The organism is Variovorax sp. J2L1-78, assembly GCF_030317205.1.
In the GTDB taxonomy this organism is placed as follows: domain Bacteria; phylum Pseudomonadota; class Gammaproteobacteria; order Burkholderiales; family Burkholderiaceae_C; genus Variovorax; species Variovorax arabinosiphilus.
In genome coordinates this window covers 2,844,588-2,865,133 of record NZ_JASZYB010000001.1, presented here as the reverse complement: position 1 = coordinate 2,865,133, position 20,546 = coordinate 2,844,588, and the positions used below count along the sequence as shown (strand labels likewise).

17 protein-coding genes are annotated in these 20,546 nt (G+C 69.1%); 12 read left to right on the top strand and 5 right to left on the bottom strand.

The window, feature by feature from the left end; genetic code table 11:
• Positions 1–11 precede the first annotated feature (11 nt).
• The gene (locus tag QTH86_RS13660; RefSeq protein WP_286649257.1) at positions 12–1,130 is read right to left on the bottom strand and encodes an FAD-dependent monooxygenase; all 1,119 of its coding nucleotides are present in this window, start codon (positions 1,128–1,130) and stop codon (positions 12–14) included.
• 76 nt (positions 1,131–1,206) lie between these two features.
• Between QTH86_RS13660 and QTH86_RS13655 the strand changes: the two genes are divergently transcribed.
• Genes QTH86_RS13655 through QTH86_RS13645 form a run of 3 tightly spaced genes read left to right on the top strand, consistent with a single transcriptional unit; the run spans position 1,207 to position 3,920 of the window.
• Positions 1,207–2,088 carry an MOSC domain-containing protein gene (locus tag QTH86_RS13655; RefSeq protein ID WP_286649256.1) on the top strand — a complete coding sequence of 294 codons (882 nt, stop codon included), beginning with the start codon at positions 1,207–1,209 and terminating at the stop codon, positions 2,086–2,088.
• A gap of 51 nt (positions 2,089–2,139) precedes the next feature.
• Positions 2,140–3,231 carry a redox-regulated ATPase YchF gene (gene ychF, locus QTH86_RS13650; protein WP_286649255.1) on the top strand — a complete coding sequence of 364 codons (1,092 nt, stop codon included), beginning with the start codon at positions 2,140–2,142 and terminating at the stop codon, positions 3,229–3,231.
• A 14-nt stretch (positions 3,232–3,245) separates the two neighbouring features.
• Positions 3,246–3,920 (top strand): glutathione S-transferase, encoded by a 675-nt coding sequence (locus QTH86_RS13645; protein WP_286649254.1) that lies wholly within the window; start codon positions 3,246–3,248, stop codon positions 3,918–3,920.
• Positions 3,921–3,932: 12 nt separating this feature from the next.
• On the opposite strand, the gene QTH86_RS13640 is transcribed toward QTH86_RS13645, so the two are convergent.
• On the bottom strand, positions 3,933–4,403 hold the full coding sequence (locus QTH86_RS13640; protein ID WP_286649253.1) for a YqaA family protein: 471 nt from the start codon (positions 4,401–4,403) through the stop codon (positions 3,933–3,935).
• Between the two features lie 174 nt (positions 4,404–4,577).
• Between QTH86_RS13640 and dusB the strand changes: the two genes are divergently transcribed.
• Genes dusB through purH form a run of 3 tightly spaced genes read left to right on the top strand, consistent with a single transcriptional unit; the run spans position 4,578 to position 7,519 of the window.
• On the top strand, positions 4,578–5,648 hold the full coding sequence (gene dusB, locus QTH86_RS13635) for a tRNA dihydrouridine synthase DusB (protein WP_286649252.1): 1,071 nt from the start codon (positions 4,578–4,580) through the stop codon (positions 5,646–5,648).
• A gap of 15 nt (positions 5,649–5,663) precedes the next feature.
• Complete coding sequence (locus QTH86_RS13630; protein WP_286649251.1) at positions 5,664–5,900, top strand: Fis family transcriptional regulator; 237 nt, start codon at positions 5,664–5,666, stop codon at positions 5,898–5,900.
• A gap of 11 nt (positions 5,901–5,911) precedes the next feature.
• Positions 5,912–7,519: a bifunctional phosphoribosylaminoimidazolecarboxamide formyltransferase/IMP cyclohydrolase gene (purH, locus tag QTH86_RS13625; RefSeq protein WP_286649282.1), complete on the top strand. Its 1,608-nt coding sequence runs from the start codon at positions 5,912–5,914 to the stop codon at positions 7,517–7,519.
• A 148-nt stretch (positions 7,520–7,667) separates the two neighbouring features.
• Here the strand turns inward: purH and QTH86_RS13620 are convergent, their stop codons facing one another.
• The 3 genes from QTH86_RS13620 to thiD are packed head-to-tail and all read right to left on the bottom strand — an operon-like array spanning position 7,668 to position 10,413.
• Positions 7,668–8,144: a hypothetical protein gene (locus QTH86_RS13620; RefSeq protein ID WP_286649250.1), complete on the bottom strand. Its 477-nt coding sequence runs from the start codon at positions 8,142–8,144 to the stop codon at positions 7,668–7,670.
• Positions 8,145–8,156: 12 nt separating this feature from the next.
• Positions 8,157–9,446, bottom strand: a complete 1,290-nt coding sequence (hemL, locus tag QTH86_RS13615) for a glutamate-1-semialdehyde 2,1-aminomutase (RefSeq protein ID WP_286649249.1) — start codon at positions 9,444–9,446, stop codon at positions 8,157–8,159.
• 4 nt (positions 9,447–9,450) lie between these two features.
• Complete coding sequence (thiD, locus tag QTH86_RS13610) at positions 9,451–10,413, bottom strand: bifunctional hydroxymethylpyrimidine kinase/phosphomethylpyrimidine kinase (RefSeq protein WP_286649248.1); 963 nt, start codon at positions 10,411–10,413, stop codon at positions 9,451–9,453.
• A gap of 111 nt (positions 10,414–10,524) precedes the next feature.
• Between thiD and QTH86_RS13605 the strand changes: the two genes are divergently transcribed.
• The 6 genes from QTH86_RS13605 to QTH86_RS13580 all read left to right on the top strand — a co-directional run bounded on the left by QTH86_RS13605 (position 10,525) and on the right by QTH86_RS13580 (position 20,419).
• Positions 10,525–10,695, top strand: a complete 171-nt coding sequence (locus QTH86_RS13605; RefSeq protein ID WP_262073550.1) for a rubredoxin — start codon at positions 10,525–10,527, stop codon at positions 10,693–10,695.
• 79 nt (positions 10,696–10,774) lie between these two features.
• Positions 10,775–11,176: a response regulator gene (locus tag QTH86_RS13600; protein ID WP_262073551.1), complete on the top strand. Its 402-nt coding sequence runs from the start codon at positions 10,775–10,777 to the stop codon at positions 11,174–11,176.
• Positions 11,177–11,542 (top strand): response regulator transcription factor, encoded by a 366-nt coding sequence (locus QTH86_RS13595; protein WP_262073552.1) that lies wholly within the window; start codon positions 11,177–11,179, stop codon positions 11,540–11,542.
• Between the two features lie 16 nt (positions 11,543–11,558).
• Entirely contained in the window at positions 11,559–12,098 is a 540-nt protein-coding gene (locus QTH86_RS13590) for a chemotaxis protein CheW (RefSeq protein WP_286649247.1), read from the top strand.
• Between the two features lie 234 nt (positions 12,099–12,332).
• Positions 12,333–14,456, top strand: a complete 2,124-nt coding sequence (locus tag QTH86_RS13585; protein WP_444813810.1) for a methyl-accepting chemotaxis protein — start codon at positions 12,333–12,335, stop codon at positions 14,454–14,456.
• Between the two features lie 23 nt (positions 14,457–14,479).
• A complete protein-coding gene (locus QTH86_RS13580; RefSeq protein ID WP_286649245.1) occupies positions 14,480–20,419 on the top strand; it encodes a hybrid sensor histidine kinase/response regulator in 5,940 nt (1,979 codons plus the stop codon).
• The last annotated feature ends 127 nt before the right edge of the window (positions 20,420–20,546 follow it).

Sequence of the window (20,546 nt, the reverse complement as noted above, 5' to 3'; positions counted from 1 at the left end):
GGTGATCGGGTTCAGTTCAGGCCCATGGCCTGGCGGACGATGAATTGCTTGAGGACACGCGTGCGGTCGAAACCGCGCATGCCCCAGTTGCGCAGCGCCGGCAGCGGGTCGGTGCCGTGCGAGAACAGTTGCTGCAGGCCGTCGGTGGCCAGGCTCATCGACAGCACGTTGGTGCGGCGCGCGCGTTCGTAGCGGCGCAAGAGGCGCGGGTCGCCCACGCTGCGCCAGTATTCGCGGGCCTTGATCACCTCGGCCAGCACCGACGCGTCGGCCAGGCCGAGGTTCAGGCCCTGGCCGGCCAGGGGATGCACCGTGTGCGCCGCGTCGCCGGCCAGCGCCCAGCTCTTGCCGTCGGGCAGGCGCCCGGTCCAGCGGTCGGCGATGGCGCGTTGCAGCGGCCACGCCGCACGTTCGCTCGTCAGGGTGAGGGCGCCCAGCGCGTCGTGGCTGGCCTCGCGCACGGCGGCCTGGAAGTCGTCGGCGCCGAGCGCCATCAGGCCCGGTGCGCGGAACTGGTCGACCGACCACACCAGCGCCACCGACCGTCCACCTGGGCCGCCCAACGGCAGCAGCGCGAGGATGTCCCCCTTGTCGTTGAACCACTGGCGCGCGGTGCCGTCGTGCGGGCGTTCGGCATCGAGCCGGGCGGCGATGGCGTGCTGCGGATAGCGCGTCACGGCGTAGCTCACGCCCAGCGCGTCGCGGGTGGCGCTCGCCTTGCCTTCGCACACCACGGTGAGCGCGGCCGGCACGGGTGCATCGACCACGTCGATCTGCGGCTGGAAGCGCACGGCATCGGCGAGCTGCCTTTCGAGCGCGGGCACGTCGACGATCCAGGCCAGGGCCTCGACTTTCTGGATGGCGGCGCTGAAGCACACGCGGCCGCCTTCGTCGCCGTTCACGCGCATCTCGCGCACGGGGGTGGCGTGGGCCGCGTCGGGCCAGGCGCGTAGCGATTCGAGCAGGGTTCTGGATGCGGCGTTCAGGGCGTAGGCGCGCACGTCTTCGTGGGCGGCGGCCGGCGCCGGAGCGACCAGGGCGACACGGATGCGCTCGCGGGCGAGCAGCAGCGCCAGCGTGCGGCCGACGATGCCGGCGCCGCGAATGCAAACCTCGGGGGGAAGGGCCATCGGGGCATTGTAGGAGCCGCCTCCCGCCCGGCGGCGGACCGAGGACAATCGCGGCTTCGCCGCCGAGGACCCGACCGTGACCGATTCCGTTTTTGATCTCAACGCCACCATCGCCCGCCTGTTCGTCTACCCCATCAAGTCCTGCGCCGGGGTCGAGCTGCCCGAGGTGCTGCTCACCGAGACCGGCCTCGAATTCGACCGTGCCTGGATGGTGGTCGGTGCCGACGGCGTGTTCGTGAGCCAGCGCGAGCTGCCGCGCATGGCGCTCATCCGGCCGCAGATGAAGCAGATGGAGATGGTGCTGCGCGCGCCCGGCATGCTGGCGCTGCACATCGCCTTCGACCGCGTCGAAAAGCCGGTGCGCGTGAAGGTCTGGCGCGACGAGGTCGCCGCCTACGACATGGGCGACATCGCGGCGCAATGGTTCAGCGACTTCCTGTCGGAGCCGGGCAAGCCGCAGACCCTGCGCCTGGTGCGCTTCGACCCCGAGCACAAGCGGCTGTCGAACATGACCTGGACGAAGGGCGTCGAGGCGCCCAACCAGTTCTCCGACGGCTTCCCGCTGCTGGTGACCAGCGAGAAGTCGCTCGACGAGCTCAACGAGAAGCTGGTCGCGGCCGGCCACGCGGCGGTGGGCATCGAGCGCTTCCGCCCGAACATCGTGCTCGCGGGCATCGAGGCGCAGGACGAGGACCGCGTGGAGACGATGCACATCGCCACGGCCGAGGGCGGGGCGCACGTCGAACCAGCCAAGCCCTGCCCGCGCTGCCCGATCCCCGACATCGACCCGGCGACGGCGATCTCGACGCCCGAGGTCGGCGACGCGCTGCGCAGCTACCGCGCCAACGCACGCGTCGACGGCGCCATCACCTTCGGCATGAACTGCATCGTGGTCGACGGCATCGACCACCTGCTCAAGGTCGGCCAGCCGGTCGGCGCCAACTACCGCTTCGAATAAGCGACCAACACCCCCGGCCCTAAAATCGCCGGTTGATTCCAGAGGACCTCCATGAGTTTGCAATGCGGCATCGTCGGCCTGCCCAACGTCGGTAAATCCACCCTTTTCAATGCGTTGACCAAGGCCGGCATCGCGGCGGAAAACTATCCGTTCTGCACGATCGAGCCGAACACCGGCGTGGTCGAGGTGCCCGACCCGCGGCTCGCCCAGCTCAGCGAGATCGTCAAGCCCGAGCGCATCGTGCCCGCCATCGTCGAGTTCGTCGACATCGCGGGCCTGGTGGCCGGCGCCAGCACCGGCGAAGGCCTGGGCAACAAGTTCCTGGCGCACATCCGCGAGACCGACGCCACCGTGAACGTGGTGCGCTGCTTCGACGACGACAACGTGATCCACGTCGCCGGCAAGGTCGACCCGATTTCCGACATCGAGGTGATCCAGACCGAACTCTGCCTGGCCGATCTGGCCACGGTCGAGAAGGCGCTGCACCGCCACACCAAGGTCGCGCGTTCGGGCGACAAGGACGCGCAGAAGCTGGTCGGCCTGCTCGAGCGCTGCCAGAAGGCGCTCAACGAGAACATCCCGGTGCGCGCGCTGGAGTTCACGAAGGAAGAGCAGCCGCTGGTCAAGTCGTTCACGCTCATCACCGCCAAGCCGGCGATGTTCGTCGGCAACGTGTCGGAGGACGGCTTCGAGAACAACCCGTACCTCGATCGCCTGCGCGAATACGCCGCCAAGCAGAACGCACCCGTGGTGGCCATCTGCGCCAAGATCGAAGCCGAGCTCGCCGAGATGGACGATGAGGACAAGAAGATGTTCCTCGCCGAGATCGGCCAGGACGAGCCGGGCCTGAACCGCCTGATCCGCGCCGCCTACAAGCTGCTGGGCCTGCAGACCTACTTCACCGCGGGCGTGAAGGAAGTGCGCGCCTGGACCATCCACATCGGCGACACCGGCCCCCAGGCCGCCGGCGTGATCCACGGTGACTTCGAGAAGGGCTACATCCGCGCCCAGACGATCGCCTTCGACGATTTCATCGCCTTCAAGGGCGAGCAGGGCGCCAAGGACGCGGGCAAGATGCGCGCCGAAGGCAAGGAGTACGTCGTCAAGGATGGCGACGTGATGAACTTCCTGTTCAGCTCCTGACCGGCCGATCGCCGATGCTCACCGTCCACCACCTCAACAACTCGCGCTCGCAACGCGTCCTCTGGCTGCTCGAAGAACTCGGGCTGCCCTACGAGATCGTGCACTACCAGCGCGATCCGAAGACGATGCTGGCGCCGCCCGAGTTGCGCCGGGTGCATCCGCTGGGCAAGTCGCCGGTGGTGACGACGGACGACGGCCTGGTGCTGGCAGAGTCGGGCGCCATCGTCGAGACGCTGATCGAGCGCCACAGCCAGGGCCGCTTCGCACCGCCGGCCGGCAGCGCGGATGCCCTGCGCTACCGCTACTGGCTGCATTACGCCGAAGGCTCGGCCATGCCGCCGCTGCTGCTCAAGCTGATCTTCGACAAGATCGAGAGCGCGAAGATGCCCTTCTTCATCCGGCCGATCGCCAAGGGCATCGCCGGCAAGGCCAAGGCCGGCTTCGTGACGCCGAACCTCCGCGCGCACCTCGACTTCATGGAGGGCGAACTGGCCAAGAGCGAGTGGTTCGCGGGGGCCGAGTTCACCGGCGCGGACATCCAGATGAGCTTCCCGGTGGAGGCGGCGCGCGCACGCGGCGGGCTGGATGACAGCCGCCCGCGGCTGATGGCGTGGCTCGCGCGCATCCATGCGCGACCGGCCTACCAACAGGCGCTGTCGCGCGGCGGCCCGTACGGATTGCTCAGCTGACGCGATCGTCTATCAAGACGGCCAGATGTAGAGCAGCGCGACCGTCATCGTGACGTAGCGTGCGAACTTCCCGATCGCCATGTAGACCAGGCAGGGCCAGAAGGGCAGCTTGAGCCAGCCGGCGACGGCGCACAGCGGGTCGCCCACCACCGGCAGCCAGCTCAGCAGGCAGGCCTTGGGGCCGAGCCGTTCGAGCCAGGCCAGCACCCGCACGTGGTGCTTCGAATGCGCGTACTTGTCGGCCACCTTGTGGGCGCCGTAGCCCAGCCACCAGTCCAGGGCGCCCCCCAGCGTGTTCCCCAGCGTGGCCACACCGACGGCCGGCCAGAACATGTCGGGGCTGAGCTTGAGGAAGCCGAACAGCACTGGTTCGGAGCCGACGGGCAGGAGCGTCGCGGAGACGAACGCGGCGATGAAGACGGTCGACAGCCCGTATTGGGGCAGGGCGAGAAGCGCCAGAAGGGAGTCGAGCCAGGCTTGCATGTGGGCCGGAGTATAGGAAGGCGCGCCGTTCCCTCTCGTCGGATAGGACGCCGCCACGCATCGCGCAAGAGGCAATGCCCCTAGGCCATTCGTTTCAGCGCCTGAAATGCGGGTTGGCTACAATCGTGCCTCATTTTTCAGCAGCCGCGCGCTCGCTCCTCCTCTTTCCTCACCATGCAGATCGGCCCCATCGCGCTGGAAAACCGGCTGTTCGTCGCGCCCATGGCCGGCGTGACCGACCGGCCGTTCCGCATGCTGTGCCGATCGCTCGGCGCGGGCTACGCGGTCAGCGAGATGGTGACCTCGCGCAAGGAGCTGTGGAACACGCTCAAGACCTCGCGCCGGGCGGACCACGCCGGTGAGCCCGGCCCCATCGCGGTGCAGATCGCCGGCACCGATGCGGCCATGATGGCCGAGGCCACGCACTACAACATCGACCGCGGCGCGCAGATCATCGACATCAACATGGGTTGCCCGGCCAAGAAGGTCTGCAACAAGTGGGCGGGCTCGGCGCTGATGCGCGACGAGCCGCTGGCGCTGGAGATCGTGCAGGCCGTGGTCGATGCGGCAGCGCCGCATGGCGTGCCGGTGACGCTCAAGATGCGCACCGGCTGGAGCGCCGACCACCGCAACGCCGTGAAGCTGGCGCGCGATTTCGAAGCGGCCGGTGTGCAGATGCTCACCGTGCACGGCCGCACGCGCGAGCAGGGCTACAAGGGCGCCGCGGAGTACGACACCATCGCCGCCGTGAAAGCCGCGGTGCGCGTGCCGGTGGTGGCCAACGGCGACATCACCAGCCCCGAGAGGGCGCGCGATGTGCTCGCCGCCACCGGGGCCGATGCGGTGATGGTCGGCCGCGCGGCACAGGGCCGGCCGTGGATCTTCCGCGAGATCGCGCATTTCCTGGCGACGGGCACGCACCTTGCACCGCCGTTGGTGGCGGAAGTGCGGCTTCTGCTGCTCGACCATCTGCAGGAGCATTACGGGCTCTATGGCGACTACAGCGGCGTGCGCACCGCACGCAAGCACATCGGCTGGTACGTGCGTGCACTGCCGGGGGGCGAAGACTTCCGCGGCCGCATGAACGCGATCGAGGACTGTGCGCAGCAACTGCGCGCGGTGTCCGACTATTTCGAGGGGCTGGCCGAGGGGATGGACCGCATCCCTGCGCACCGCGAACCTGCCGACGTGCAGGACGGGTGGAACGGCGGCGAGGACGAGAAAGCGGCCACCGCCGCGCACTGACAACAAGAGAGCGCCATGAGCAAGAAGAACATCGAGGACTGTGTTCGCAACAGTCTGGAGAGCTATTTCCGCGACCTGCACGGCACCGAGCCGGACGGCATGTACGAGATGCTGGTGCGCGTCGTCGAAAAACCGCTGCTCGACGTGGTCATGGCGCGCGCCGAAGGCAACCAGTCGAAGGCGGCCCAGTGGCTCGGCCTGAACCGCAACACCCTGCGCAAGAAGCTGGTCGAACACAAACTTTTGAAATGACGAAGAACCCCATGGCCCTGACCGCACTCCTTTCCGTTTCCGACAAGACCGGCATCCTCGAATTCGCGCAGGCGCTGAACGCGCTGGGCATCAAGCTGCTGTCCACCGGCGGCACCGCCAAGCTGCTGGCCGATGCCGGCCTGCCCGTCACCGAGGTGGCCGATCACACGGGCTTCCCCGAGATGCTCGACGGCCGCGTGAAAACGCTGCACCCGAAGATCCACGGCGGCCTGCTCGCGCGCCGCGACCTGCCGGCGCACGTGGCGGCGATCCAGGAGCACGGCATCGACACCATCGATCTGCTGGTGGTCAACCTCTACCCCTTCGAAGCCACCGTGGCCAAGCCCGGCTGCACGCTCGAGGACGCGATCGAGAACATCGACATCGGCGGCCCGGCCATGGTGCGCAGCGCCGCCAAGAACTGGAAGGACGTCGGCGTGCTGACCGACGCCTCGCAATATGCCGTCGCGCTCGCCGAGCTGAAGGCCGACGGCAAGCTGAGCGACAAGACCAAGTTCGCGTTCTCCGTGGCCGCGTTCAACCGCATCGCCGACTACGACGGCGCGATCAGCGACTACCTCTCGGCCATCGACTTCGACGCCAGCATCGGCCAGCCCGCACCCAAGCGCGCGCTGTTCCCGGCGCAGAGCAACGGCCGCTTCGTGAAGATTCAGGACCTGCGGTACGGCGAGAACCCGCACCAACAGGCCGCCTTCTACCGCGACCTGTACCCGGCGCCTGGCTCGCTGGTGTCGGCCAAGCAGCTGCAGGGCAAGGAGCTCAGCTACAACAACATCGCCGACGCCGACGCCGCCTGGGAATGCGTGAAGAGCTTCGACGTGCCTGCGTGCGTGATCGTGAAGCACGCCAACCCCTGCGGCGTGGCCATCGGCAAGGATGCGGCCGAGGCCTATGCGAAGGCCTTCAAGACCGATCCGACCTCGGCCTTCGGCGGCATCATCGCCTTCAACCGCCCGGTCGATGCCGACACCGCGCAGGCCATCGCCAAGCAGTTCGTCGAGGTGCTGATGGCGCCGGGCTACACGCCCGAGGCGCTCGAGGTCTTCCAGGCCACCAAGGCCAAGCTCAACGTGCGGGTGCTGGAAATCGCGCTGCCCAAGGGCGGCGCCACCGACTGGGACAACGGCCGCAACATGATGGACGTCAAGCGTGTCGGTTCCGGCCTGCTGATCCAGACCGCCGACAACCATGAGCTCGCCGCCAGCGACCTCAAGGTGGTCAGCAAGAAGCAGCCGACGCCACAGCAGCTCGAGGACCTGCTGTTCGCCTGGAAGGTCGCGAAGTACGTGAAGAGCAACGCGATCGTGTTCTGCGCGAACGGCATGACGATGGGTGTGGGCGCGGGGCAGATGAGCCGCCTCGACTCCGCGCGCATCGCCAGCATCAAGGCCGAGCACGCCGGGCTGTCCCTCCAGGGCACGGCGGTCGCGAGCGATGCGTTCTTCCCGTTCCGCGACGGCCTCGACGTGGTGGTGGATGCGGGTGCGAGCTGCGTGATCCAGCCGGGCGGCTCGATGCGCGACCAGGAGGTCATCGACGCGGCGGACGAGCGCGGCGTGGTGATGGTGCTCTCAGGCGTTCGCCACTTCCGCCACTGAGAACGCGTGAATGAACCTACTGCGCCCCCCGATCTCGCATCTGCGGTCCTCACCGCACGCGAGTGCGGCTCCGGTCCTCGACGCAAGCTCGGGGCGCTCGCGACGGTTCCTTCACACGTTCTGAGCTGGCATTGTTTCGCCGACCGGTTCAGCCGCCAAAGCGGTACTTGAGCTGGAAGCTCAAGGCGCCGTAGAGGCGGTCCTTGTAGCTGGGGATGAACGCAATGTTCAGGCCCCAGTTGCGCCCTTCGATGGCCGCGGTGGGGATGAGGGCCGGGAACCAGCCGCCATGGCGGAAGTTGGGGTAGCCGTCGAAGGCGCCGACCACCGCGCCGAGCTTCACGCCGTAGAGCTCGAAGGGCATCACGTACACGCCGAGGTAGCGCGAGGTCTCGCGGTCGCTGTTGTGGAAGATGCCGGCCGTGAGCGAATAGGTGGCATCCAGCGTCCATTCGACGCCGAGCCCGGGGTTCACGTCTTCCAGGCCCTTGTGGCGATCGAAGTGGTACGAATAGAAGCCCGGGTTCAGCCAGAGCCGGCTGGGTTCGGACTGGGCTGCCGCCACGCCCGGCAGCAGCGGGCTCAGGGCCAGGAGGGTGGTCGGCAGCAGGGAGCGCAGTCGCATGGTGGCAGGGCGTCAGAGGGTCTTGAAGATCTGCCGAGCCGCATCGATCGTCGCGGCGATGTCGTCGTCGCTGTGCGCCGCGCTCACGAAGCCCGCTTCGTACAGCGCCGGCGCGATGTAGACGCCGCGGTCCAGCAGGCCATGGAACAACGTGTTGAACGTGGCGTTGTCCGTGGTCATGACTGTGGCGTAGTTCTGTGGCAGTTCGTTGAACAGGAAGAAGCCGAACATGCCGCCTTCGCTGTCGACGCTGAAGGGCACGCCTTCCGCGGCGGCTGCGGCCTTCAGTCCTTCGACCAGCCTGCGCGTCTTGGCCGACAGCGCTTCGTAGAAGCCGGGCTTGGCGATCTCCTGGAGCGTGGCCAGCCCGCAGGCCGTGGCCACCGGGTTGCCCGACAGCGTGCCGGCCTGGTAGACCGCGCCGAGGGGGGCGAGCTGTTCCATGATGGCGCGCGGCCCGCCGAAGGCCGCCAGCGGCATGCCGCCGCCGATGACCTTGCCGAGCACCGTGAGGTCGGGCGCGATGCCCAGCACGCCCTGCGCGCCGTGCAGGCCGACGCGAAAGCCCGTCATCACCTCGTCGAACACCAGCAGCGCGCCGTGCTGCGTGCACAGCTCGCGGCAGCGCCGGGCGAATTCGGGCGTGGCGCGCACGAAATTCATGTTGCCGGCAATCGCCTCGATCATCAGGCAGGCCATCTCGTGGCCGTGCAGCGCGAAGGCCTCTTCCAGCTGGGCGATGTTGTTGTACTCGAGCACCAGCGTGTGCTGCACCGCTTCGGGCGGCACGCCGGCCGAGGTCGGATGGCCGAAGGTCGCCAGGCCCGAGCCCGCCTTGACCAGCAGCGCGTCGGCGTGGCCGTGGTAGCAGCCTTCGAACTTGATGATGTACTTGCGGCCCGTGGCGCCACGCGCCAGGCGCAGCGCGCTCATCGCGGCCTCGGTGCCCGAGCTCACCAGGCGCACCATTTCCATCGATGGCACCAGCGCGAGGATGGCCTCGGCCAGTTCGATCTCGCGCTCGGTCGGCGCGCCGTACGAGAAGCCTTCGGTCACGGCCTTCTGCACCGCCTCCACCACCGCCGGGTGGCCGTGGCCCAGGATCATCGGCCCCCAGGAGCCGATGTAGTCGATGTAGCGCTTGTCGTCGGCGTCCCAGAAGTAGGCGCCCTGCGCGCGGGTGATGAAGCGCGGCGTGCCGCCCACGGCCTTGAAGGCGCGCACGGGCGAGTTGACGCCGCCGGGGATGACGGCGCGCGCGCGTTCGAAGAGGCGTTGGTTGTTGTCGATGTCGATGGTCATGAAATCAGTGGCGGGTGTCGTGGGGTGGCAGGGCGAAGTCGGGGGGGACGTCGGTGCCATCGTCTTCGTCGTCGTCCTCGGGCTGGGCCCAGAACAGGCGGTCGGGCAGCACATGGCCCATGCCGGGGCGGAAGCCCGCGTCGAGGCAGCGGTCCATGTAGCTCAGCGCTTCGGAGGTGGCCGCGACCAGGTCGGTGCCGCTGGCCAGCAGCGCGGCCAGCGCGGCCGACAGCGTGTCGCCCGCGCCGGCGAAGACGGCTTCGAGGCGCTCGTACTTCTCGCTGGCCAGCACCGCCTGCGGCGACGCCAGCACGTTGTCGATGAACTGGTCGGGCAGCACGATGCCGGTGACCAGGGTGTAAGGCGTGCCCTGCTCGCCGGCGGCGCGGGCGATGTCGCGCGCCGTCGGTGGCTTGTCGCCGGCCCAGTCGGGCAGCAGCCAGCGCCACAGCGTGCTGTGGTTGCCCACCAGCACCGTGGTCTGCGGCAGCACCAGTTCGCGGAATGCATCGAGGTAGGCCTCGATCTGGTTCTCGTCCCACCACGACAGGTTGGGCATGTACGCCACGACCGGCACGTCGGGGTAGTCGGTGGCGGTTTCGGCGATGGTGCTGAGGTTTTCCGGCGAGCCGGCGAAGCCGACCTTGATCAACTGCACCTCGACGTCCTCGAGGATCGCGCGGGTCTGCTCGGCGACAGCCTCTTCGTCGAAGGCAAAGTGGTCGAAGATCTCGGCGGTGTCGCGTGCATACGCGCCGGTCACGACCGGCAACATGTGAGCGCCGACTGACGCCATGGCCAGCGTATCGCCGGCCAGGCCGCCGGCACCGCTCGGGTCGCTGGCGTTGAACACCAGCACGCAGGGCGGATTCAGCTCGGCCTCTGCGGCGGCGATGTCGTCGGGATTCGGGTCGTTAAGATCACCCATGCTGCAGGCGCCTTCCGCGGGTAATAGGTAAGTTGTCAAACGCCATTTCAAGCCGGGGCCATGGTGGCAGATGTGAGACGGTCGCCACACAATTAAGTGATACGTCTAGATACAATCGTTGCATTCTATGAACAGGGACTTTAAGCTGCGATGAATACGAAAACCTGGATGTGCCTGATCTGCGGGTGGATCTACGACGAAGCGGTTGGGGTACCTGAAGATGGTATTGCGCCCAATACGGCCTGGGCCGACGTTCCGATGAACTGGACTTGTCCGGAATGCGGAGCGCGCAAGGAAGACTTCGAAATGGTCGAGATCTGAAGCATGGCATAGGGTGACACCCGCCGCACGGGGCGATGTGCGGCGGTCGACGGAAGTCTCTAACGAGGAGCGTGTGGCAATGAGCACGAATGGGTCCGGGTACAAGGTGCTGGTCATCGACGACAGCAACACCATTCGGCGCAGCGCCGAAATCTTCCTCAAGCAAGGCGGCCACGAAGTGCTGTTGGCGGAGGACGGCTTCGACGCCCTGTCCAAGGTCAACGACCATCGTCCGCACCTGATCTTCTGCGACATCCTGATGCCGCGCCTGGACGGTTACCAGACCTGCGCCATCATCAAGCGCAACGTCGACTTCTCCAACGTGCCGGTCGTCATGCTGTCTTCCAAGGACGGCGTGTTCGACAAGGCGCGCGGTCGCATGGTCGGCTCCCAGGATTACCTCACCAAGCCTTTCACCAAAGACCAGCTGCTGCAGGCCGTGCAGCAGTTCGGCATCGTCCAGCAGAAAGAAGTGCAGTAAATGCCCATCCACAAAGTCCTCGTGGTCGACGACTCGAAAACCGAACTGGTGTTCCTGACCGACCTGCTCCAGAAGAACGGCTTCTCGGTCAAGACGGCGGAGAACGCCGACGACGCGATGCGCCGCCTGGAGGAAGAGCAGCCCGACCTGATCCTGATGGACGTGGTGATGCCCGGCCAGAACGGCTTTCAGCTGACGCGCGCCATCGCCCGCAACCCGCAGTACGCAAGCGTGCCGATCATCCTGTGCACCAGCAAGAACCAGGAGACCGACCGCGTCTGGGGCATGCGCCAGGGCGCGCGCGACTACATCGTCAAGCCGGTGAACGCGGCCGAGCTGATGGCCAAGATCAACGCGCTCGCCTGAGCGACATCCGCCGCCCATGGCCAACCGCGACGCTCTCCGCGCTTTCCAGTCCCGGCTCGCTTCCCGTCTGCAAGCGGCGCGCACCTCGGACGTGTCCGCCTCGTGGCTGGCCGTGGAGGCCGGCGACGGCAAGTACCTGTTTCCGCTGGGCCACGCCGGGGAGATCTTTCCCTGGACGCCGCCGCAGCCTGTGCCCTACACCGAGCCCTGGTTCCTGGGCGTCGCCAACCTGCGCGGCGGGCTGTACGGTGTGGTGCAGCTGTCGACCTTCGCCACCGGGCGGGCGCCAGCCGCGGCGGCGCCGACCGTCGAAGGCGTTCGCGCCCAGTCGCGGCTGGTGGCCCTCAACGAGTTGCTCGAAGTCAATTGTGCCCTGCTGATCGATCGCCTGGTCGGACTGCGCGGCGTGGAAGCCTTCACCGATTCCCGCGCCCCGGCCGCCGACGCGCCGGCCTGGCTCGGGCATGCCTACATCGACGCGGCGGGGGAGCAATGGCAGGAAATCAACCTGCAATTCCTCTCGCAGCAATCCCGTTTTCTGAGCATCGGCGCCTGAGGGCTTGCCGGGCGTTGCCATCAACGTGAAGGACCGACCGTGAGTTCGATCGCCGACAAGTTAAAGAAGTACCTTCCCGCCAACGACGACCACGCCAGCGTCCGCGTGCACGGCGATTCGACGTTGTCGCTGGACAATGTGGAAACCATGCAACCCCCCGAGGAGCGAACGGTGCATTTCCCGCGAACGGAGAACGATGCCTTCCCGACCGGTTCCGTCCTGGACGCGCCGGCCATGAACGAGCCGATGCCGCCTCTTGCCGTCGAGGCGCCCGTCGCGAGCGGCGGTGGTGATGCCGGTGCAGCCGCTGCGCCCTCGAAGGTCAGCCCCGCCAGGCAGCAGCGCATCTTCGCCATCGCCCTGGCCGTGGTCGTGCTGCTGCTGCTGCTGGTGGCGGGCTCCGCCATCCTGCGTGCCGACCGCTTGGCGCAACAGGTGGCATCGACCGGCCAGTCGCTGATGCAGTCGCAGCGTCTGGCCAAGTCGGTGTCGCAGGCCCTGGTGGGCAACGCGGCCGCCTTCGCCGAAGTGCGCGACAGCTCGGACGACCTGGCCCGCCGGGTGCAGGGCCTGGCCAACGGCGACGACGCGCTCAACCTGGAGCGCGTGGGCGGCCAGTACGACGCCGACCTCGCCAAGATCACGCCGCTGGTCGAGCGCGCCGACAAGAGCGCCAAGGCGGTGCTCGCGCAGCAGCAGATCCTCACGCAGGTGGGCGCCGCGCTGCGCGACATCAACCGCCAGTCCTCCGACCTGCTCGAGATGGCCGAGACGGTGGCCTCGATCAAGATGCAGCAGAACGCCACCATCCCCGAGATCGCCGCCGCCGGCCAGCTCGTGATGCTGACGCAGCGCATCGGCAAGTCGGCCAACGAATTCCTGACGGTCGAAGGCGTGAGCCCCGACGCCGTGTTCCTGCTCGGCAAGGACCTGAACACCTTCCAGGAGGTCTCGCGTGGCCTGCTCGACGGCAACGCCCAGCAACGCCTGCCGGGCACGCGCGACGCGCAGGCCCGCCAGCAGCTCGAGGCCATCCTCAAGACCTACGAACAGACCCGCACGCAGGCCGGCGCCATTCTGGGCAACCTGCAGGGCCTGGTGACCGCCCGCGAAGGCCAGTCCACCATCCTGGCCGACAGCGAACCGCTGCGCCTGGCGCTGGGCGAGCTGCAGGTCAAGCTGTCCGAGCGCACGGGCCTGGGTCTGGGCACCATCGCCACCCTGTTCATCCTGTCGCTGGCCGCGCTGGCCCTGGCCGGCGGCATCGGCTTCGTGCAGGTGCGCGAAGGCCGCGAGCGTGCCCTGGCCGCCGAGCAGGAGCGGGTCGAGGCCGAGCGCCTGAGCGAAGAAGCCAGCCGCGTGAACAGCGCCAACCAGGCCGCCATTCTTCGCCTGATGAACGAACTGCAGACGGTGGCCGAAGGCGACCTGACGCAGGAAGCGACCGTGACCGAAGACATCACCGGCGCCATCGCCGACTCGGTGAACTACACGGTGGAAGAACTCCGCCTGCTGGTGGGCAACGTGCAGAACACGGCGACCCGGGTGGCACACACCACGTCGCAGGTGGAAAACACGTCGACCGAACTGCTGGCGGCCTCGACCGAACAGCTGCGCGAGATTCGCGAAACCGGCCAGTCGGTGCTGACCATGGCCGAGCGCATCAACGGCGTGTCCTCGCAGGCGCAGGAATCGGCCACGGTGGCGCGCCAGTCGCTGAAGGCCGCCTCGTCGGGCCTGCAGGCGGTGCAGAACGCCATCGGCGGTATGAATGCCATCCGCGACCAGATCCAGGAAACCTCCAAGCGCATCAAGCGCCTGGGCGAGTCGTCGCAGGAGATCGGCGAAATCACCGAGCTGATCTCGGACATTACCGAGCAGACCAACGTGCTGGCGCTGAACGCCGCCATCCAGGCCGCATCCGCCGGTGAAGCCGGCCGCGGCTTCTCGGTGGTGGCGGAAGAAGTGCAGCGGCTGGCCGAACGGTCCGCCGACGCGACGCGCCAGATCTCCGCACTGGTGAAGGCGATTCAGACCGACACGCAGGACGCGGTGGGCGCCATGGAGCGCTCCACGCAGGGCGTGGTCGAAGGGGCCAAGCTGTCCGACAACGCGGGTACCGCGCTGTCCGAGATCGACCGCGTGTCGCGCCGCCTGGCCGAGCTGATCGAGCAGATTTCGCAGTCGGCGTCCCGCGAGGCCGATTCGGCCAACGTGGTGGCCGCCAACATCCAGCACATCTTCGCCGTGACCGAACAGACCGGGGAGGGCACGCGCACCACCGCCCAGCAGGTGCGCGAGCTCTCGCACATGGCCGAGGAGCTGCGCCAGTCGGTCGCGCGCTTCAAGATCGCCTGACCCGCCGAGCGCCCAACGTGCCGATGCCCGTGCCCGCCAACGCCCCGAACCCCGGCACGTCGCCGGCCGCCAGCCAGGATCTCGGGCCATTGGCCTGGGTCATCGACGAAATCCAGAAGACGCTCGACGGCGCCGGCAAGGCGCTGCGCCGCTTCGCGCGCGAGGGCGCCGCGGAGCCCGACACCGGCCCGCTGCGCCTGGCGCGCCAGCAACTGCACCAGACCGTGGGCGCGCTCACGATGGTCGGCCACAAGGCGCCGGCCCTGGTGGTGGGCGCGATGGAGTTCGCCGTCCAGCGCTACATCGACGAACCGGCCGGCTGCAGCGAAGCGGCGGTGCTCAAGATCGACCGCGCCGGCTTCGCCGTGGCCGACTACCTGCATGCGCTGCTCGGCGGCAAGCAGGTGTCCTCGGTCGGGTTGTTCCCGCAGTACCGCGACGTGCTGGAGATGGCCAGCAGCGACCGCGTGCACCCGGCCGACCTCTGGACCCACACCTGGCGCTGGGCCGAGATCAAGCCTTCGCCCACGCAGACCGCGCTGGTCTACGACCCGGCCGTGCGCTCCAAGCTCGACCGCGAAGTGCTCAAGATCGTCAAGAGCGGCGACGACCGCGCCGCCCGCCGCCTGTACGAGCTGTGCCTGGGCCTGGCCCGGGGCTCGTCGGTGCCGCGCGTGGTCAGCTTCTGGACGCTGGCCGCCGGTTTCTTCGAGGCGCTGGGCGCCGCGCTGCTGCCGGTCGACGTGTACGTGAAGCGCGCGTCCTCGCGCGTGCTGCTGCAGTACGCCACGCTGGCGCGGGGCGACTCGGCCGTGTCCGAACGCCTCGGGCAGGACCTGCTGTTCTTCTGCGCGCAGGCGGCGCCCGCCGCGAGCGACGAGGTGGCGACCCTGCGCCAGGTGCGCCAGGCCTGGGGCATCGCCGACGACGAGCCGGCGGTCGACTACACCGTCGAGCAGTTCGGCCGCTTCGACCCGCTGGTGCTGGTCCAGGCGCGCAAGCGCATCGAAGCCGCCAAGGAGATGTGGTCGGCGCTCTCGGCCGGCGACGTCTCGCGCACCCGCCAAGTGGCCGACACCTTCGCGCAGCTGGGCGAATCGCTGCAGAAGCTGCATCCGCCGAGCCTGCCGATGGCGCAGGCGCTCAACAACGCGGTCGATGCGTCGCTGCGCTCCGGCGTGCCGCCGAGCACCGAACTCGGCCTCGAAGTGGCGACGGCCGTGCTCTACCTCGAGGCGGCCTTCGAAGATCTCGACCCGCAGGACCGCCAGCTCACCGCGCGCACCGTGCAACTGGCCGGCCGCATCGAACGCGTGCGCGACGGCGGACAGGCCGAGCCGCTCGAGCCGTGGATGGAAGAGCTGTACCGGCGCGTCAGCGACCGCCAGTCCATGGGCACCGTGGTCGACGAACTGCGCGCGCACCTCGGCGAGCTTGAGAAGTCGCTCGACCAGTTCTTCCGCCGCCCGCACGAGCGCAGCGCGCTGCGTACCGTGCCGAGCCAGCTGCTGCAGATGCGCGGCGTGTTCTCCGTGCTCGGCCTCGACCAGGCCGCGCAGACCGTGCAGCGCATGCGCGAGAACGTCGATCGACTGCTGGAGACCGCGTCGCCCACCGACGAGGCCCGCGACTTCGACTCGCTCGGCAACAACCTGGGCGCCTTGGGCTTCCTGATCGACATGCTGGGCTACCAGCCCGCCCTGGCCAAGCGTCTCTTCGTGTTCGACGCCGAACTGGGCGAACTCAAGCCGCTGATGGGCCGCAGCGCGGAGGCCGCGGCGGCCGACGCCGCCGTGCCCGATGCCACCGCCGCCACGCCTGCCGCCGGGCCGGTGCTGAGCGTCGAGGAGGTCGATGCGCAGATCGCCGCCAAGCTCGCGGCGCTGGCCGCACCGACCCGCAAGGCGGCCACCCCGATCGAGGAATTCAGCCGCGCTGCCGACAGCTGGACCGCCAGGATCGTCGGGCCGACGGCCTTGCCCGACACCGAGGTCAACGAGCTCGACGAAGACGACCTGCAGAACATCTTCCTGGACGAAGCGCGCGAGGTGCTGGAGAACGGCGACGCCGCGGTGTCCCTGCTGGCGGAAGACCCGACCGACGTGGGCGAGCTCACCGTGCTGCGGCGCGCCTTCCACACCCTCAAGGGCAGTTCGCGCATGGTCGGCCTCACGGCCTTCGGCGACGCCGCCTGGTCTTTCGAGCAGGTCCTGAACACCTGGCTGGCCGACCAGCGCCCGGCCACGCCCGAACTGCTGAGCGCCACCGAACGCGCGCTGAAGGACTTCTCCGCCTGGGTCGAAGCCATCGCCGCCGGCCAGCCGCACGACTGGGAGCCCTCGGCCTTCAGCCGTGTCGCCGAGGCCCTGCGCAGTGGCGACCCGCTGCCGCCACCGGCAGCCATCGCGCCCCATGCGCTGGCCGTCGCGGCGCGCCACATCGCCGCGGAGGCGCCGCCCGCACCGCTGCCGGTGGTCGAAGAAGCTGCGGCCGCGCCGGAACAGGCGCCCGCTCTCGAAGCTGCCGTTCCCGAGCTGCCTGCCGTGGAAGCGCCCGAGACTGAAGCACCCGACACGCGCCGCGCCAGCGAGATGGACGACGACTTCGCGTCCACCGACTTCCTCGATTTCGCACCGCGGGACGTGACGCCGGCCGCCGAGTTGCCGCCACCCATCGATGGCGAGGACATCGATTTCCTCGAGACCGCGCACGCATCCTTCGATCCGTTCCGCGTGCCGACGATGACGCTGGACTTCGATCTCAGCGAGTCCGCACCGCTGGAAGTTCCCGTCGAGCCGCGCGCCACGCCGGCGCCCGCCGTGCTGCCGCCGCTGCCCGACCTGTCCTTCGCGACACCGCCATCGGCATCGGCATCGGCCGAAACGCCGGAGGAGCCCGACGCGGCCCAGGAAGAACTCGATGCGCTCGCCAGCCTGCTGGCTGCGCCGGCGGCGTCGGCCGACGCGTTCGACCTCCCCGACGTCGAGACGGCACCGCCCCTCGTGGCCGAGGTGCCGCCAGAGCCAGAGCCAGAACCGGAGCCCGAGGCCGCGCCCGAACCCGCCGCGCCCAGCGCCGACGACGCCGTCAAGGCGATCGGCCCGCTGCGCATCGGCATCGCGCTCTACAACGTCTACCTCAACGAAGCCGACGAATGGTCGCGCCAGCTCGCCACCGACGTTGGCGAATGGGCGATGGAGCCGCACCTGCGCATCGGCGACTCGACCGTTGCGCTGGCGCATTCGCTCGCGGGCAGCTCGGCCACGGTCGGCTTCCAGGGCCTGTCGGGCATGGCGCGGCTGTTCGAAACCGCGCTTCAGCACCTGCACCGGCAAGGCCGCGGCACGGCCGAGCAGGGGCGCGTGCTGGTGGCGGCGGCCGACGAAGTGCGCTACCTGCTGCACCAGTTCGCCGCGGGCTTCCTGCGCGATCCGTCGGACGAGACGCTGCAGGACCTGCGCGACGTCGCCGCGTCGCAGCTGCCGGCCGATGCCCTCGACAGCGGCCCGGCGCCGCTGGGCTTTGCCGCGGCCCGCGCCGACGTGTCGCTGGACGATTCCGACGATGCCTACGACCTGGCCGATTCGGTCGACCTCGACCTGTTCCCGATCTTCGAGGAAGAGGCGGCCGAACTGATGCCCAAGCTGGGCGGCGCGCTGCGCGACTGGCTGGCCGAGCCCGGCAGCGATGCGCCACGGGCGTCGGTGCTGCGCACGCTGCACACGCTCAAGGGCAGCGCCCGCCTGGCCGGCGCGATGCGTCTGGGCGAGCGTGCGCACCGCATGGAGTCCGAGATCGAGGCCATCGGTGCCCAGGGCGCCGACCGCCTGGCCGTCGAGGCACTGCTGGCCCGCTTCGATGCCCTCCAGTCCACCTTCGACGGGTTGCGCGGCATCGGCGGCGGCGACGCGCCGCTGGACGACGAGCCCTTCGTGGCGCCGGCGCCGGTGGCCGCACCGGTGGTCGACACCGCGACGCCCGTCGCGAGCCCGGAGACCACCGCCGCCAACGAGCCGCCAGCCGCCGCGCCGGCCGTGCGCACCGGCACCGTCGCCGTGCCGCTGCCGTCGATGCTCGTGCCGCTGCGCAGCAGCGCCTCGCAGCAGGCGGTGCGCATCCGCACGCAATTGCTCGACCGCCTGGTGGCCCAGGCCGGCGAGGTGATCATCACGCGCTCGCGGCTGGAGGCCGAGCTCAACCAGTTGCGCGGTTCGCTCGGCGACCTGACCGGCAACCTCGACCGCCTGCGTCAACAGCTGCGCGACATCGAGGTGCAGGCCGAAAGCCAGATGCAGTCGCGCCTGGCCCAGGCCAAGGACTCGCAGCAGGGCTTCGACCCGCTCGAGTTCGACCGCTTCACCCGGGTGCAGGAACTCACCCGCATGATGGCCGAGTCGGTCAACGACGTGGCCACCGTGCAGCGCACGCTGCAGAAGACGGTGCAGGCGACGGAAGACGACCTGTCGGCCCAGGCGCGCCAGACGCGGGAGCTGCAGCGCGGCCTGCTGCGCACGCGCATGGTGGAGTTCGAAGGCATCTCCGACCGCCTCTACCGCGTGGTGCGCCAGGCGTCGAAGGACACCGGCAAGCAGGTGCGCCTGGACATCGTCGGCGGCTCCATCGAGATGGACCGCGGCGTGCTGGAGCGCATGACGCCGTCGTTCGAGCACCTGCTGCGCAACAGCGTGGCCCACGGCATCGAGAGCGCCGCGGCGCGCGAGCAGGCCGGCAAGGAGCCGAGCGGCCTGATCGCCATCGAGTTGCACCAGGAGGGCAACGACGTCTCGGTCAGCTTCCGCGACGACGGCGGCGGCCTCAACCTGGAACGCATCGCTCAGCGTGCACGGGCCCTGGGTCTGGCGGCCGACGGCGAAGTGCTCTCGCCCGAAGCGGCGGCCGAGATGATCTTCAAGCCCGGCTTCTCCACCGCCGAGCAGGTGTCGGAGCTGGCCGGCCGCGGCATCGGCATGGACGTGGTGCGCGCCGACGTGGCGGCGCTGGGCGGCCGCATCGAAACGCACAGCACGCCGGGGCAGGGCACGAGCTTCAAGCTGGTGCTGCCGCTGACCACCGCCGTGACGCACGTCGTGATGCTGCGCGCAGGCGGCACGTCCATCGGCGTGCCCTCCAACTTGGTCGAGCTGGTGCAGCGCGTGAGCGCGGCCGAGCTCGACGTGGCCTACGCCAACCAGCACTACCTCTTCGCCGGCGCGCCGGTGCCCTTCTACTGGGCCGGTGCGCTACTGCAGTCGTCCGCCCGCAGCGAAGCCTCGGGCAGCAAGACGCACGCCATCGTGGTGGTGCGCAGCGCCGCCCAGCGCGTGGCGCTGCACGTGGACGAAGTGCTGGGCAACCAGGAAGTCGTGGTCAAGAACCTCGGTCCGCAGCTGTCGCGGCTGCCGGGCATGGCGGGCATCTCGGTGCTCGCGTCTGGTGCCGTGGCGCTCATCTACAACCCCGTGGCGCTGGCCGCCGTGCATGGCGACCAGGCGCGGGCGATGCAGCAGGCGGGCAGCGCCGCTGCCGCCGCGGGCCCGGACGGGGCGCAGACAGCGGCCGCGCCGGTGGTGGTGCAGGAAGCGCCGCTGGTGCTGGTGGTCGACGACTCGATCACCGTGCGCCGGGTCACCCAGCGCATGCTGCAACGCGAGGGCTACCGCGTGTCGCTCGCCGCCGACGGCTTGCAGGCGCTGGAGCGGCTGCAGACCGAGCGTCCGGCGGTGGTGCTGTCGGACATCGAGATGCCGCGCATGGACGGCTTCGACCTGGCGCGCAACATCCGCGCCGACGCGGCGCTGGCGCATCTGCCGATCATCATGATCACCTCGCGCATTGCCGAGAAGCATCGCGAACACGCGGCGCAACTGGGCGTGAACCACTACCTGGGCAAGCCCTACTCGGAAGACGAACTGCTCCGGCTGGTGCGCACCTACGCGCAGGTCGAGGTCCCGGCCGCGGCGTGACACACCCGGCGTGCATACCGGGCCGCACTGCGCGGCCATGAAGCCGGTGCGAGCAAGTCCAGAGCACCCGCGGAACTGGCTCTGCCAGGCCGCCGGGTGCGCCCCCTTGAGGGGGCAGCGGCGACAC